The organism is Lentzea sp. NPDC058436 (assembly GCF_042721515.1).
Taxonomy (GTDB): domain Bacteria; phylum Actinomycetota; class Actinomycetes; order Mycobacteriales; family Pseudonocardiaceae; genus Lentzea.
Genome location: NZ_JBHXLF010000001.1, coordinates 1,762,011 through 1,777,057 on the forward strand (window position 1 = coordinate 1,762,011; position 15,047 = coordinate 1,777,057).

Annotated in this window: 12 protein-coding genes; 1 reads left to right on the top strand and 11 read right to left on the bottom strand. The window is 71.8% G+C overall.

The genetic code is table 11. The annotated features are described in order from the left end of the window. Positions 1 to 172 precede the first annotated feature (172 nt). From ACFWN2_RS07305 to ACFWN2_RS07355, 11 genes are all read right to left on the bottom strand, one after another. A complete protein-coding gene (locus ACFWN2_RS07305) occupies positions 173 to 1,573 on the bottom strand; it encodes a tryptophanase (RefSeq protein WP_382425494.1) in 1,401 nt (466 codons plus the stop codon). After that, positions 1,570 to 2,250 carry an O-methyltransferase gene (locus ACFWN2_RS07310; RefSeq protein ID WP_382425496.1) on the bottom strand — a complete coding sequence of 227 codons (681 nt, stop codon included), beginning with the start codon at positions 2,248 to 2,250 and terminating at the stop codon, positions 1,570 to 1,572. The genes ACFWN2_RS07305 and ACFWN2_RS07310 overlap by 4 nt, the downstream gene beginning before the upstream one ends. Next, a complete protein-coding gene (locus ACFWN2_RS07315) occupies positions 2,237 to 3,148 on the bottom strand; it encodes a hypothetical protein (protein WP_382425497.1) in 912 nt (303 codons plus the stop codon). Before ACFWN2_RS07315 ends, ACFWN2_RS07310 begins: the two co-directional genes overlap by 14 nt. A 109-nt stretch (positions 3,149 to 3,257) precedes the next feature. Then, complete coding sequence (locus tag ACFWN2_RS07320; protein ID WP_382425606.1) at positions 3,258 to 5,207, bottom strand: acetoacetate--CoA ligase; 1,950 nt, start codon at positions 5,205 to 5,207, stop codon at positions 3,258 to 3,260. Continuing rightward, positions 5,197 to 6,081: an HAD-IIA family hydrolase gene (locus ACFWN2_RS07325; RefSeq protein WP_382425498.1), complete on the bottom strand. Its 885-nt coding sequence runs from the start codon at positions 6,079 to 6,081 to the stop codon at positions 5,197 to 5,199. The genes ACFWN2_RS07320 and ACFWN2_RS07325 overlap by 11 nt, the downstream gene beginning before the upstream one ends. Then, positions 6,078 to 7,787, bottom strand: coding sequence for a biotin carboxyl carrier protein (locus tag ACFWN2_RS07330; protein ID WP_382425499.1), 1,710 nt, complete (start codon positions 7,785 to 7,787; stop codon positions 6,078 to 6,080). Before ACFWN2_RS07330 ends, ACFWN2_RS07325 begins: the two co-directional genes overlap by 4 nt. Continuing rightward, positions 7,784 to 9,133 carry an acetyl/propionyl/methylcrotonyl-CoA carboxylase subunit alpha gene (locus ACFWN2_RS07335; protein WP_382425501.1) on the bottom strand — a complete coding sequence of 450 codons (1,350 nt, stop codon included), beginning with the start codon at positions 9,131 to 9,133 and terminating at the stop codon, positions 7,784 to 7,786. Before ACFWN2_RS07335 ends, ACFWN2_RS07330 begins: the two co-directional genes overlap by 4 nt. Further along, on the bottom strand, positions 9,130 to 9,540 hold the full coding sequence (locus tag ACFWN2_RS07340) for an acetyl-CoA carboxylase biotin carboxyl carrier protein (protein WP_382425503.1): 411 nt from the start codon (positions 9,538 to 9,540) through the stop codon (positions 9,130 to 9,132). Before ACFWN2_RS07340 ends, ACFWN2_RS07335 begins: the two co-directional genes overlap by 4 nt. After that, positions 9,537 to 10,589 (bottom strand): PEP/pyruvate-binding domain-containing protein, encoded by a 1,053-nt coding sequence (locus tag ACFWN2_RS07345; RefSeq protein WP_382425504.1) that lies wholly within the window; start codon positions 10,587 to 10,589, stop codon positions 9,537 to 9,539. The genes ACFWN2_RS07340 and ACFWN2_RS07345 overlap by 4 nt, the downstream gene beginning before the upstream one ends. Next, on the bottom strand, positions 10,579 to 12,441 hold the full coding sequence (locus tag ACFWN2_RS07350; protein WP_382425505.1) for a PEP-utilizing enzyme: 1,863 nt from the start codon (positions 12,439 to 12,441) through the stop codon (positions 10,579 to 10,581). The genes ACFWN2_RS07345 and ACFWN2_RS07350 overlap by 11 nt, the downstream gene beginning before the upstream one ends. Beyond that, positions 12,438 to 14,117: a phytoene desaturase family protein gene (locus ACFWN2_RS07355; protein WP_382425507.1), complete on the bottom strand. Its 1,680-nt coding sequence runs from the start codon at positions 14,115 to 14,117 to the stop codon at positions 12,438 to 12,440. The genes ACFWN2_RS07350 and ACFWN2_RS07355 overlap by 4 nt, the downstream gene beginning before the upstream one ends. 104 nt (positions 14,118 to 14,221) lie before the next feature. Between ACFWN2_RS07355 and ACFWN2_RS07360 the strand changes: the two genes are divergently transcribed. Continuing rightward, positions 14,222 to 14,992 (top strand): IclR family transcriptional regulator, encoded by a 771-nt coding sequence (locus ACFWN2_RS07360; RefSeq protein ID WP_382425509.1) that lies wholly within the window; start codon positions 14,222 to 14,224, stop codon positions 14,990 to 14,992. The last annotated feature ends 55 nt before the right edge of the window (positions 14,993 to 15,047 follow it).

Sequence of the window (15,047 nt, forward strand, 5' to 3'; positions counted from 1 at the left end):
CCTCCGGGAATCACCGATCGAGCGCCGCACCTGCATTTCGTGCTGACAGCGAATCAAAGGGAGGACGCCCGATCCAGGTGACAGGGCTGTCCCTGCCCGAATGGCCATCGGCTGCCGGACAACGGCCGCTGTCCCTTCTGCCCGGACGACACCGGCCGTCTCACCGCCGCGGTCAGCCGAGCAGTCCCCCTTCGCGCACCGGCGCGAACCGGGCCAGGAAGAACCTCAGGGTGGCCGGCTCGTGCACGAACCGGAGCCCGCTCGTGACGTCACGGCCTGCCTCGACGGTCCTGATCACGCTGTCCGCCACGACGTCCAGGTGGCTGCGCGTGTACACGCGGCGCGGGATGGTGAGGCGGATGAGCTCCAGGTCCGGATGCCGGTTGGCGCCCGTCCGGGGATCTCGTCCCGCGGAGACCACGCCGCGTTCGGCGCAGCGGGTGCCGGAGTCCAGGTACAGGGCGGCGGCGAGGGTCTGCGCGGGGAACTCGTCGCGCGGGACGCCGGGCAGCACCGCCGCCGCGTCCACGCAGACGGCGTGGCCGCCGATCGGGCGCACCACCGGCACACCGGCGTCGAGGAGCCGGTCACCGAGGTAGGTCACCTGGTCGACGCGGGCTCGGATGTTCTCCTCCCGCACCGACTCCTCGATGCCCTGCGCGACGGCCTCCATGTCACGGCCCGCCATGCCGCCGTAGGTGTGCAGGCCTTCGAAGACGACGAGCAGGGACCGGGCGTTGTCCGCGAGGTCCTGGTCCCGCACGGCCAGCCAGCCGCCGATGTTCGCGTAACTGTCCTTTTTGGCCGACATGCAGGCGCCGTCGGTCAGGTCGCACATCCTGTGCAGGATCTCCGCGATGCTGTGGCCTGACCAGCCCGGTTCGCGCTGCTGGACGAACCAGGCGTTCTCCACCGCCCGCGCGGCGTCGAGCATCACCGGGATCCCGTGCCGCGCGGTCAGTTCGCGCACCGCTTCCAGGCTCGCCATGCTGATCGGCTGACCGCCCGCCATGTTCACGGTGGCCGCCACGCTGACGTACGGGATCGCGTCCGCGCCGACCTCGCGGATCAGCGCTTCCAGTGCGGCGAGGTCGACGTCGCCCTTGAACGGGTGCTCGGAGGCGGCGTCGTGGGCCTCCTTGACGATCACGTCGTGGAACGTGCCGCCGTTGAGCTCCTGGTGGGTGCGGGTGGTGGTGAAGTACATGTTGCCGGGCACGTGGCTGCCGGGCCGGATCAGGCAGCGGGACAGGATGTTCTCCGCTCCCCTGCCCTGGTGCGTGGGGATCACGTGCGGGTAGCCGTAGTACTTCCGGACGGCGGCTTCCAGCCGGTAGAAGCTCGCCGAGCCCGCGTAGGCCTCGTCGCCCACCATGACGGCGGCCCATTGGCGATCGGACATCGCGTTCGTGCCCGAGTCGGTGTACAGGTCCATGTACACGTCCTGGGCCCGCAGCAGTGTGATGTTGTAGCCCGCCTCGACGATCGCCTCGCGGCGTTGCTCCGCGGTCGGGACGTGGATCGGTTCGACGACCTTGATCCGGTACGGCTCCGGCGCGTAGGAGGCGGTCACGCCACACCTCCGCGCACGTCGTCGACCCGGCGTGCCAGCGTGATGCCGTCCGCGATCGGCAGCATCACCGGCTCGACCCGGGAGTCGGCGCTGACGTGCTCGTTGAACGCGCGGATGGCGGCACCGTTGACCGAGGGCGACTCGCCGACGACCTCGCCGTAGTAGAAGACGTTGTCGGCCACCAGCAGCCCGCCCGGCCTCATGCGGGGAACCAGTTCCTCCCAGTAGCGCACGTAGTTCACCTTGTCCGCGTCGATGAAGGCGAGGTCCACCACCGGGTCCCTCGGCAGCGCGGCGAGCGTGTCCGCGGCCTGGCCGAGCCGCAGGTCCACCAGGTGGTCCACGCCCGCGCGTTCCCAGGCGTCCCTGGCGATCGCCGACCACTCCTGCGAGACGTCGCAGGTGACGACCTGACCGGCTCCCGCGAGGCCCCTCGCGAGGCAGAGCGTCGAGTAGCCGGTGAACGTGCCGACCTCGACGACGTTCTTGCAGCCCAGCAGTTTCACGAGCAGCGTGAGCAGCGCGCCCTGTTCCGCCGGGATCTGCATCTCCGCCGCGTCGCCGAGCCGGGCCGTGCGGCCGATCAGGTCGAGCGCCACCGGGTCCGGCGGGCTGCCGTGAGCGATCAGGTACTCGTGCAACGCGCTGCTGACCGCGACGTCCTTAGAGCTGTCCATCAGAGCCTTCCAGGTGTTTTTCCAGTGAGATCAGGTGTTCCACGAAGGTGGCGACGGCCAGCGACTCCAGTTCGGTCGCGCGCGTCCGGCAGGTGCCGTGCGTCATCGAGTCCGACAGAGGCGGGCCGTCGTGGTAGAGGCCGACGGCGTCCAGGTCGGCGACGATCCGGTTCAGCCAGTGCAGCAGCCGGACGGTGAAACCACGGCCGCACAACGACGGCCGCCGCCGCACCGAGAAGAAGGAGTCGAACGAACGCCGTTGCTCCCCGGTGGGTTCGTCCGCCTGTCTGCCTCCGGCCTTGCGCAGCAGGGAAGGCTGCCCCGGCACCAAGGCGTTCATGATTCCGACGTGGACGTGCTGGTGCGTTCGCCACGCGGTGCCGAGGCGGCGGGAGGTTCCGGCCTCCGCGCCTCTCACGACGGCGGCGCGCACGAGTCCCGGGATCGGCCGGTAGTCGGCCGCCCAGGTGCCGCTGAACGCCGGGTCGTGCTCCTCCATCGCCGGCCGGATCACCGCGAGGTAGTCGCGGGCCGGGCAACTGCCCGTGTAGAGCAGCAGCGTCGAGCAGAGGTCCGCGAGGTCCGCAGCGGACCCACCGCCGGCGAACTCCCTCTGCCCGTCGTGCACCTCGGCCCGCAGCGCGTCCGCGAACAGCCGCCACACCATGAACAGCGCCTGGTGGCCGATGTTCCAGCGGAACCAGGCGATCTGCGCGCTGCCGGCAGGTGACCACGGCGGTTCGGCCACCGGTTCGGGTGCGGGGGCCGGCGCGGGACAGTCCACCGCCAGCCGGACGCCCGCCGGGGGCAGGTCGAGCACGTCGACGGCGAGCGGATCGCCGCCCCAGGGCACGACCGGTGCGCAGCACACGGAATCACGACATCGCGGCACGCTCATCACACCTCCAGGACGCGGTGCCGGGAGCGTAGGAACCACCGGAACGGCCACCAACGAGGTGGCCTCACCTTTTGCCCCGGGAGGCATCCTTTGGTGCCCGCTCGGCGGATCAGCGGGTGCGCAGTGCGACGAACGCCCCGAGCGAGCCGGGGACGGCGAGCGAGTCGCGGCCCGCCACGTCGGCGGGGTCGGAGCCGAGCAGGACGCGCTTCACCGGCACCTCGAGCTTCTTGCCGGTGAGGGTGCGCGGGACGACCGGCACGAGCACCACCCGGTCCGGCACGTGACGCGGCGACAGCTCCCGGCGCAACGCGGTGCGAACGCGGTCGCGCAGGCCGTCGTCCGCCGGCACCGGCGTGGCGGGAGGCCCGTGCGCGGGAACGACGAACAGCCACAGTTCGCCATTGCCTCCCAACGCGTCCTCCAAGTGCACGACCAACGAGTCCGCGACGCCGTCGAGCCGTTCCACCACGCCGTAGAACTCGGCGGTGCCCAGCCGGACACCGCCCCGGTTCAACGTCGCGTCGGAGCGCCCCGTGACGCGGCACCCGCCGCCGGGCTCCAGCACGATCCAGTCGCCGTGGCGCCACACACCGGGCCAGGTGCTGAAGTACGCCTCACGCAGGCGGGTGCCGTCGTCGCCCCAGAACCCGACCGGCATGGACGGCATCGGTTGCAGCACAACGAGTTCGCCCGGCTCGCCGACGACGTCACGCCCCTCGTCGTCCCACGCGTGCACGTCGACGCCGAGGCACGGGCCCGCGATCACGCCCAGGCGACTCGGCGTCAGCGGGTTGTCCTGCACCAGACCCGAGCACACGTCGGTGCCGCCGCTGCCGACGCTCGGCTGCACGTGCGGGCCGAGGTTCTCCCTCAACCACCGGTAAGCGCTCTCCGGCAGCGGGGCTCCGGCGGCACCGAACACGCGCAACCGTCTCAAGTGGACGTCGTCCAGGCGGAGACCGGCGCGCTCGCAGGCCATCACGAAGCCGGGACTCGCCCCCATGGTGGTCGCACCGGTCTCCTCCGCGAGCCGCCACTGCCACTCAAGGCCGGGGAACGCCGGATCGCCGTCGACCAGCACCGCCGACGCGCCCACCAGCAGCGCGGACACCAGCGCGTGCCACATCATCCAGGACGTGGTGGTGTACCAGAGCAGGCAGTCGCCGGGGCCGAGGTCCCACGACAGCGCGTGGTTCTTCAGGTGTTCCAGCAGAACGCCACCGTGGCCGTGCACGATCGCCTTGGGCCTGCCCGTGGTGCCCGACGAGAACAGCACCGCCAGCGGGTGGCCGAACGGCACGGGTTCGTAGGCAGGAGCCGCGTCCACGTGCTCGGCGAGCAACTCGGACCACTGGAGCGCCCCGCCGACCCGCCACTCGCCGTAGCCCACGTCCACGGTGTGCCGTACGGACAACCCGCCTGCCACCGCGGCCACCTCGGCGGTCCGGTCGAGTCGCTTGGCGCCGTGGACGTATCCCCCTGCCGTCACCAGCACCACGGGGTCGACCTGGCCGAGCCGGTCGAGCGCGCCGGACGGGCCGATCTCCAGCGCACAGCAGGCCCAGACGGCACCGAGGCTCGCCGTCGCGAGGAACGCGACCAGCGCCTCGGGAACGTTCGGCAGGTACCCGGCGACGCGGTCACCCGGTCCGACTCCGAGCTCGCGCAACGCGGCGCGGCAGGCCGCGACCTGCTGTTCGAGCTCGGCGAACGTGAGCGTGAGGTCCGGCCGCGTCTGGCTCCTGGCGTGCACCGCGATCGCGTCCGGAGCGGCGCGGAAGGCGTGTTCGGCGTAGTTGAGAGTCGCACCGGGAAACCACCGCGCGCCGGGCATGGAGGCGTCGGCGAGGGCGGTCCGAGGTGGCGTGTGCGCACGGACCTCGAAGTGGTCCCAGATGCTCTGCCAGAACGCGCCGACGTCCGCCACCGACCACGCGTGCAGGTCGTCGTAGCCCTCGAAGGTCAGTCCGCGTCCGGCGAGCCAGTCGAGGTAGTGACCGATCCGGCTGGTGGACCGGGCGTCCGGAGCGGGCGTCCAGACGACCTCACCGGTCATGGCGGGCACGGCGCAGTGCGTCCACGACCTCGCCCAGCCCGTCGACCACGAGGTCGGGCCGCTCGCCCGCGGGCAGGTTCGCGGCGTCCTCCCGCGAGTGGGTGCCGGTGGTGACCAGCACACCCACCGCGTCGGCCGCGATCGCCATCGCCACCTCCAGGGTGAGGTCGTCTCCCGCGACCAGCGTCCGCGAGCTCGGCACGCCGAGCCTGCGGGCAGCGGCGGCCACGGCGAGCGAGGACGGTTTGCCGAGCACCTCGTACGGCACACCGGTGACGTAGGTCAGGCCGTTCGCGATGAAGCCGCTCACCCCGGCGGAATGCCCTCCCGCCGTCGCGAACGCCGGGGCGTCGCTCGTGACGAGCAGCGGTGCGCCCGCCCACAGCGCCTCCGCGGCGACCTGGAGGCGTTGCTGGTCGAAACCGGTGTCCCAGCCGACCAGCACCGCGGCGGCGAGCCGGGCGGCCCCCGGTTCGCGGTGGTCGAGGACGGTGATCCCCTCCTCGTTCAGCACGTCCACGACCCCGCTGCCCCCGAAGGCCAGCACGGGTTTGGCGCCACAGCGCTCCTTCAGCACCGCCGCGGCCACGACGGACGGCGTCATCACGTCGTCGGCGCTGACGGGAAAGCCCAGCTCCGCAAGCGACGCCGCGATCCGCGCGGGCGGCCTGCTGGACGCGTTGGTGAAGACGAGGGTCCGCAGACCCATGTCCCGCAACGCGCACATCGCCTCGACCGCACCGGGCAGGACCTTGGCGTCCTCGCCCGCGGGCTGGGTCGCGAGGACCAGGCAGCCGTCGATGTCGAGCACGACGCCGCGGACCTCCGCGAGCCGGCGCTCAAGTGGTGTCGCCGGGTGGACCGAAGCGCTCATGCCCTGCCTCCGTCCTGGTTGCGGCGCAACCGGACCCGTTCGGCGCCGACCTGGACGTCCAGCTCCCGCCAGCCCGGCAGGGCGCAGGCGGCGCGCACGAAGTCGGCGGCCGTGCGCACCTCGGGGCTGTGGGTCTGTCGCGGGGCGGGGCGGGTGGAGTCGGCCTGCTCGGCGGCGGTGCGCACCTCGGGACCGGGCTCCTGTGCCGACGCAGACCCGACGGCGTCGACCTGATCGCCGACCGCGCGCACCACGGAACCGGCCGCCTGACCCGACACAGGCCGGACGGCGTCCACCTGCTCCCCCGGCACCACAGACCGCCCCTCGGGAGAGGGCGTCCACCGCGGTGCGGGCCGGATGGCGTCGACCTGGCCGGCAGGCAACACCGTGCGCAGCAACACCTCCCCGTCCACCACAGGCCTGCCGACCTGTGCCGCGACGTCCGCGCGCAGGTCGGCCTGCGACGGCTCGGGCAGCGGCCTGTCCAGCTCGCGCGTGCGCGGGTGGCCGGACGCGCGGTCCGCCACCTCGGGGTCGACGTCGCCGGGCGGGGTGCCGAAGTGGCCGAGCAGGTAGCGCAGCACCTCGTCCGGCATCCGCGACCACCGCGCCTCGCCCGACCGGACGGCGAGGACGTTCAGGACGGCCTGGCTGCCCACGAACTGGCTGTACGGGGTGACCATGATCGGCCAGCCCAGCTCCTCGCGCACCACCGCGACCTCGTCCAGCACCGCGCTGAGCAGGTCGGGCCTGCCGATCTCGGCGAGCTGGCGGCGCAGCGTGCCCATCATCCCGCCGGGCACCTGGTGGCGCTGGTAGGCGAGGTCGAGCTCGGTGGGCCTGCCCGGTTCGAGGCCCTGGGTCCGCGCGATCTCCGCGATGATCCGCTCCGCCTCGCGCAGCGGCCCGGCGTCGATGTCGGTGCTGATGCCGACGGCGGCGAGGTTCTCCACCAGGCGCAGCGCCGAGGGCTGGCTGGTGCCGTTGCTCAGCGCGCCGATCGCGGTGTGCAGCACGTCCACGCCGAGTTGCGCGGCGAGCACGTACACCTGTGGCGCGAGTCCTGTCGTGCAGTGGCCGTGCAGCTCGAAGGTCAGGTCGCCGACGGCGGCGCGCAGCTGGGGCACCAAGGCGCGGGTGCGTTCGGGCGTCAGCAGACCGCCGGGGTCCTTGAGGTACACCACGTCGACGTTCTCGTCGGCGGCGAGGACCTTGGCGGCGCGGGCGTACAGCGCGTCGTCGTGCACCGGCGACTCGGTGAACGTGACGGCGGCGGCGACCTGCTCGATGCCCTCCTCCTTGGCCATGCGGGCGATCGCGGACGCCTGGGCGGTGTCGTTCATCGGCTCGGCGATCTGCATCCGGCGCAGGCCCGACTCCGCGAGCAGCCTCGTCGACAGGCGCAGGACCGACTCGGGAGAGCGGTCCCACGACATGAACCGCATCCCGGTGGTGATGAACGACAACGGGGTCGTCGGCACGACCGCGCGCATCCGGGAGATCCGCTCCCACGGATCCTCCTCGTGCCACCGCACTCCCACGGACAGGTGGGTGGACGAGGTGAAGTCGAGCGCGGCGAACCCGGCTGCCTCCAGGTGCGGTCCCAGCGCCTCCACCATGCCGGTGGTGAGCCCGGTCGCGCCCCACAGGCTCTGGTTGCCGTCCCTGGTGCTCGTGTCGACCAGGCGCACGCTGCGAGGGGTCATGACACGGACTCCTCTCGCGGTGGCCAGGCGGTGGGCAGCCATTCCGTCGTGACGCCGCCGCGCCGGAAGTCCGGGTGGGCGAGCACGGCGCGATGCACGGGGACGGCGGTGCTGACGCCCTCGACACGGGTGGTGCCCAGCGCGGCGAGCATGGCGTCGACGGCGGTGTCGCGGTTGTGTGCGCGAACGACGATCTTCGCGAGCAGGCTGTCGTAGTAGGGCGGGAACACGTAGCCGTCGAACACGTGCGTGTCGACGCGCACTCCGGGGCCCCGCGGCCAGTCCGCCCGCGTGACCCGTCCCGGCGACGGGCGGAAGTCGTCGTGGGGGTCCTCGGCCGTGATCCGGCACTCGATCACGTGCGCGGGCGGAACCGCCGGCAGGGCGGGAAGTCCGTGCGGCAGACCGGCGGCCTGCCGCAGCTGCGCCGCGACCAGGTCGACGCCGAACGCCTCCTCCGTCACCGGGTGCTCGACCTGGATGCGGGCGTTGACCTCCAGGAACACCACCTCGTCGCCGTCCACGAGGAACTCCGCGGTGCCCGCGCCCCGGTAGCGCAGGTGGGTCACGAGCCTACGAGCGCTGTCGTGCAACACCTTCCGGACGGAGTCGGCGATGCCCGGTGCCGGGCACTCCTCGATCAGCTTCTGGTGCCGGCGCTGCACCGAGCAGTCACGGTCCCCGACGACGACGCACGCGCCTTCACCGTCGCCGAAGAACTGCACCTCGACGTGCCTGGCCGCACCGAAGAACTTCTCCACGTACAACGCGTCGTCCCCGAACCCGGCACGTGCCTCGGCGGCCGCCTGCTCCAGCGACGCCGGTAGGTCCTCCTCGCGCTCGACGAGGTGAATGCCGCGGCCGCCACCGCCGTGCACGGCCTTGAGCAGCACCGGATACCCGATGGCGGCGGCCGCCTCGACGGCGTCGGACAGGTCCTTCACCTCGGCGCCGGGGGCGACGGGAACGCCCGCCTCGACCGCCACCGCACGAGCCGTCGCCTTGTCCCCCACCGCCCGCAGCGTGCCGGGACGGGGACCGGCGAACGCGATTCCCGCCTCCTCCAGCATCTCGCCGAGCTCCGCCTTCTCGCTGCAGAACCCGTAACCGGGGTGCAGCACGTCCGCGCCGGCGTGGACCGCCGCCTGCACCAGCAGTTCCGGCCGCAGGTAGGACAGCGCGGGTTCGGCGGGACCGATGACGAGGGTGAGGTCGGCCAGGCGTGCGGCCAGCGAGTCGCCGTCCGCCTCGCTCGCCGCCAGCACGGCCTCGAACCCGAGCCGGCGGCACGCTGCCACGACCCGGACCGCTATCTCGCCGCGGTTGCCGATGAGGACCCTCGTCATGCCGGCTCCACCCTCATCAGGACGGTTCCGTGCTGCACCAGGGCACCGTCCTCGACGACGACCTCCACGACCCGGCCGCGCACGCCTGCGGTGACGGTGTTCATCATCTTCATCACCTCGACGATCGCCACGGAGCTGTCCGGCTCGACGGTGTCACCGGCCCGCACGAACGGCGGTTTGCCCGGCGCTGGTTGCAGATGTGCGACCCCGAGCATCGGCGCGGTGACGTCCACCAGTCCGCTCGCCACCGCGACCGGCGCGGGATCGGACGACTCCGGCGCGACCGGTAGTCCGCCCTGCGAACGGGAGTAGCGGACCGTCATGCCGCCCGCCACGACCTCAGCTTCGTCCACACCGGACTCTTCGAGCTGTGTCACGAGAGCGAGCGCCTCGGCCCAGGTGGTCATCGCCGCCCCCTGCCCAGTCCGCTGAGCGACTGCACCACCGACAGGTACGACGGCACGGCGACCGGTGCGGCGGGTCGCGCGGACACGACCGTCTCCGGCCGCGACTGCAGCACCACGAACCGCTGCTCCCCGGTCAGCGCCCACTCGATGTCCTGCGCGCTGCCGTAGTGCCGCTCGACGCGGAGCATCACGGCGGCCAGCTCCGCGAGCTGCTCGTCGCTCAGGCACGGCGCGTCGGCCAGTTCCTCCGGCACCGCAACGGTTTCAGTGCCGTTGCCGGAGGGCGACGGAACGCAGCGGAGGGCCTTGTGCGTGATCGTCCTGCGCCGCACGCGGTGGCTGATCTTGTCGATCCAGTATTCGTCCGGCGTCACCTCACCGGACACGACCATCTCGCCGAGGCCCCAGCTGGCGTTGACCGCCATCACCGACGGGTCGCCCGAGTGCGGGCTCACCGTGAACCCGACGCCCGCGACCTCGGCATCGGCCATCTCCTGCACCGCGACGCCCATCAGCACCGCCTCCCCGCGCACCTCCTCGCCCAGTCCGGCTCGGTACGCGATGGCCTGCGGTGTGTAGAGGCCCGCCCAGCAGGAACGCACGGCGGCGAGCACCCGATCGGCGCCCGCCACCCACAGCAACGTCTCCTGCTGACCCGCGAAGCTGGTCGCGGCACCGTCCTCGGCCACGGCGGAGGACCGCACCGCGACCGGGAGATCAGCACGTCCGCTCAGCTCGCACAGCCGGGCGTACGCGGCCCGGATCCGCTGCTCCAGTCCCGCCGGAAGCGGTTCGGCGGCAACGAGTTCCTTCGCCTGGTCGTGCACCCGGCGCAGCGCGGCGGGATCAGCGGCGTCGCGCACGAGCCCGTCGAGTCGTTCGCTCAGCCCCCGGCCGGACACGCGCCGCCACGCGTCCACGGTCACCGCGAACCCGTGCGGCACCGGGATCCCGGCGTGGATCAGCTCGCCGAGGCCCGCGCACTTGCCGCCCACCCGAGGACGGTCGGCCGTGCGGAGGTCGTCGAACCACAGGACGTCAGGCGTCAAGGAGGGTCACCGTCCCCGTGTTCCCGTCGACCCTGACGAGCTGGCCGGTGCGGATGGTGGACGTGGCGTTGCCGGTGCCGACGACGGCAGGCAGCCCGTACTCGCGGGAGACGATCGCCGCGTGGCACATGATGCCGCCGATGTCGCTCACCGTCGCCTTGATCCGCGCGAAGACCGGCGTCCAGCTCGGCGACGTGATCGGGGCGACGAGGATCTCACCCTCCTGCAACGCGTCCAGGCCGTCGGGGGTCAGCACGACGCGCGCCGGGCCCTCCGCGACACCGGGTGAGCCCGCGAAGCCCTCCAGGGTGGTGCTGCCCTCGACCGCGTTCAGCCAGCGGAGCACCTGTTCGTCGGTGATGCCCCACAGCATGATCGTCATCGGTTCGACGATCGCCGTGGGCGCGGGCCCGAGTGCGGGTGGCGGGCTCTCCGCGCGCAGGGCGGCGAACATCTCGCGCCGGCGGGCGACGACGGGCGGCCAGTACGACGGGCCGATCGCCTCGCCGCCGGAGCCCCACGCCATCTGCAGGTCCACCACCGCGTCCGAGATCTCCGCGCGGCGCAGGAAGAACAGGTCGTCGACCTCGTCCAGGAACCCGAACCGGACGAACAACGCGCCCAGCTCGCGCATCTTGCGCCAGAACTCGGTCATGTACCAGTGCTCGACGTAGAAGTTGTGGTTCTCCACGTACGGGAACACCGTCTTCGACAGGCCGAGCGCGTCGTCGAACGCCTGTCGTGGCTCGCCCTCCGGGATCAGCTCCCGGTAGCGCGCCGTCACCTCGTCGCGCCGGCGTTCGACCTCGGCGAGCGGCCGGGACAGGTCCTCCCCCGCCCTCAGCCGTCCGATGTAGTCGCCCACCATCGCCAGCGGGAACGCCGGGTCGTCGGACCAGCTGCGGTGGTGGTGGTAGAAGCCGTTGCCGTAGGAGAAGTTGAACCACGGTTCGGCCGAGGTCCTCCACTCCGCCAGCCAGGTCCGCCCGGCCTCGGAGGCCTCCAGCTCGGTGGTCAGCGCCGCGAAGTCGTCCGCCTGCCGCACCTTCTCCGCGAGCCCGAGCTCGATCGCCTGGGCCGCCAGGCGTTTGAGCTCGTCGTCCGGGCGGAACAGCAGCACGTCGACTCCGCTGACCATCTCGGCGACCTGCTGGTCGGCGATCTCCGGGAAGTGCGACCGCATCAGCATCAGGAAGTTGAGGTAGGCCGCGTAGCCCATGTTCAGCATCTCGCTGTGCAGGTTCCACGTGCCGTCCAGCGACGCCAGGATCTGCTGGTAGGCGACGAGGAGGTCGTTGGACTCGGTGATCCCGCGGCCCGCGAGCACGTTCTCGACCGGTTCGAAGTCGCCGAGCGCGGGGATCCGCACCGCCTTGATGCCGGCGATCTGCGCGCGGACCTTGTCCTCCCACTGCGCGTACAGGTCCGTCCAGTTCGCGTAGTAGTGGCCGACCCGCACGCCGAACTCCTGCGCGCGCCTTCCGATCTCCTCGGGGTCCTCGACGCCGAGCGCGGACATGTAGACGTACCCGTTGAGGACCCGGACGTCCATGCCCAGCGCGGGCGGCAGCGCGAACACGCGGGTGTTCATCACGCCGACGCTCATGAACGCGCTGTCGGAGGTGACGACGTCGAAGGGCGGCATGGGTTCCGGGAAGTGCATGCTGTTGCGGAACCACGTCCTGGCGCCGTCCGCGGCGCGGCGCTGCGGCAGGAACCTGTTGTAGTACGGGTACATCTCCTCCCAGCCCTCGGCACCGGCGGGCGCGCCGATGTCGTACGGGTCGGGGAAGCGGCGGTCGGCGGGCGCATCGGGCCGGACGCTTCCGGGCGCGGGGTCCAGGGTGGTCATGCGTCCTCCTTCGTGAGGTCGGACGAGGCGGCGGTGTGCGTGGCGTCGGGGTCGATGCCCAGGTCGGCGGCTACGGCGTGCCAGCAGTTGAGGCTGTTGCCGCGGCCGATGCCCGATCCCGAGTGCATGGAGGACGAGCAGTTGTAGAGGTTGGGCAGCGCGGTGCGGTAGCCGGAGAGTTCCGGTACGGGCCGGAACCTGCCCTGCTGGCTGGCCATCGTGGTGCCCTGGCTGTAGCCGCCCTCGATCATGTCGGGATGGGTCGCGAGCACGTCGCGAGGCAGCGTGATCCGCACCGACTCGATGTTGTCCGCGGTCATGTTGGGCGCGTAGCGGGGCCATTGCTCGCGCAGCAGCGCCTCGGTCTCGCGTTCGATCCGCTTCCAGCCGTCGCGGTCGAAGAACCGCAGCGGCGCGCAGAACTCCTCGACGCCGACCAGGTGCCTGCCCTCGGGCGCGCGACCGGGGTCCCACAGCGTGTCGGTGCTGGAGAGCGCGTAGAACCGGCTGCTGTGGCCGCGGGTCATGATCTCGGCCTGGTACCGCGTGGCGAGCCAGTCCGGGTCCTTGGGCCCCCAGTAGAGCCGCGGCTGCGGGCCGATGTCGGGGTCACCGGTGAACGCGGCGTAGTCCGGCGGCTCGTGCACCGCCACGTTGATCCACAGCAGCTGGCCGCGGTCGTAGTGGACGTTGCGCAGCCGGTTGCGGGTCCGCCGTGACAGCGGCACGTCCGGCGTGAGGTCCAGCAACGTCTGCGGCAGGCCGAGCCCGCTCACGACGACGTCCGCCTCGACCGTGTCGCCGGACGCGAGCCGCACGCCGGTGGCCCGTCCGTCGCGCACCAGGACCTGCTCGACGGGACTGTGCGTGTGGTATTCGACGCCGCGTCTGCGACCGGCCGAGACGAGCGCGTCGGTGATCGCCTGCGTGCCGCCGACCGCGATCGCCGCCGGTTCCAGCGACAACGTCAGCGCGAGCACGTGCACGAGGCCCTGCAGCCCGGGAACGTCGTCGCCGTAGCAGCCGGTGGACGTGGTGGCGGCGCGCAGGAAGAGCGTGCGCAGCTCGTCGGACTCGAAGAAGTCGTAGGCGAGCTGACGGGTGGTCATGAACTGGTGCACCGGTTCGAGCAGCCCGCCCTCGGACAGCAGCTCCTCCAACGGGTCCGGTGTCCCCCACGGCCGCGGCGCGCTGTAGCGGTGCTTGCCGAACGCCCGTTTCCACGACGCCGCATAGGCCTCGTGGATCCGCAGGTAGGTCTCGGCGTCGGCGGCGGAGAACCGGCGGATCGCGTCCTCGGTGCGTTTGACGCCCTCTGGCCACGGTTCCTGCGTGCCGTACGCGTCCGTGACCTTCCAGGCGGACCAGCCGACGAACGACGAGCCGTCGTCGAACACCATCGCCTCGTTGCCCTCGGGGAACTCGTAGCGCAGGCCCTCGGCGTAGAGGTCGAAGTCCCGGTAGGCGGGGTGCGAGTAGAACCGGGTCCAGTGCGCGTAGTTGTTCATCCGGTACCCGGTGAGCGGGCCCTTGCCGCTCACCGCCGCGCCGCCCAGCCGGCCGCTGCGCTCGAACACGGCGACGGACATCCCGGCGCGCGCCAGGTAGGGCGCGATGATCGTCGCGTGGTGCCCTCCTCCGAGCACCACCGCGTCGTACCTCGCCGACACCGTCACACGAACCTCCTTCGCTGCGCCTGCACTCACAGTGACGAGAATCGCCTTGTGAGGCAGGCTACGCTTTCATCCAATGAAAAGTTCGGTCCGAAGAGGAGCAACCCATGGCGGTGGACCGGACCGCTCCTGGCGAGTCGGTCACCTTCCGAGCGCTGAGCCTGCTGGACGCGTTCGACGAGAAGCACCGCGTGCTCAGCCTGAGCCAGATCGCCCGCCGCACCGGCACACCGCTCGCGACCGCGCACCGGCGGCTGCGCGACCTGGTGGACGGGCGGATCCTGCAGCAGCGCACCGACGGGTTGTTCGAGATCGGCGCGCGCACCTGGCACCTGGGGCAACTGGCCAGGCCGACGTCCATGCGGGAGGCCGCCCTGCCGTACCTGCAGGACCTCGTGGTGCGCACCGGGCACACGGTGCACGTGGGGGTCCGGGATGGACTGTCCGCTTTGGTCGTCGACCGGCTCGCCCGCTCACGCAGCACCGCCACGCGGCACACGCCGGGGTCGCGCCTGCCGCTGCACTCGACGGCGCTGGGCAACGTGCTGCTCGCGTTCGCGCCCGACCTCGTGCAGGAGCAGGTGATGGCGCGGCTGACGCCGTTCACGCCGTTCACGGTCACCGACCGTGAGGTCCTGCGCCAGCAGCTCGCCAGGGTGCGGGCCGCGCGGCTCGCGGAGAGCGTGCAGCAGAACCGGCTGGGAGCCGCGTCCCTGGCGGTGCCGGTGTTCGGCGTCGGCCAGACGGTGGTGGCCGCGATCGCGGTGATCGCCACCACCGAGACGAACCTGGCCGCGCTGGAGGAGCCGTTGCGGGCGTGTGCGCACTCGGTGGCGCGTGCGGTCGAGGAACATGACCGTCAGTGGTACGAGGAGTAGCGGCGGGTTTTCATCAGTTGAAAGAGTTCGTTGCCCGTCCGCACCCGGCGGGATG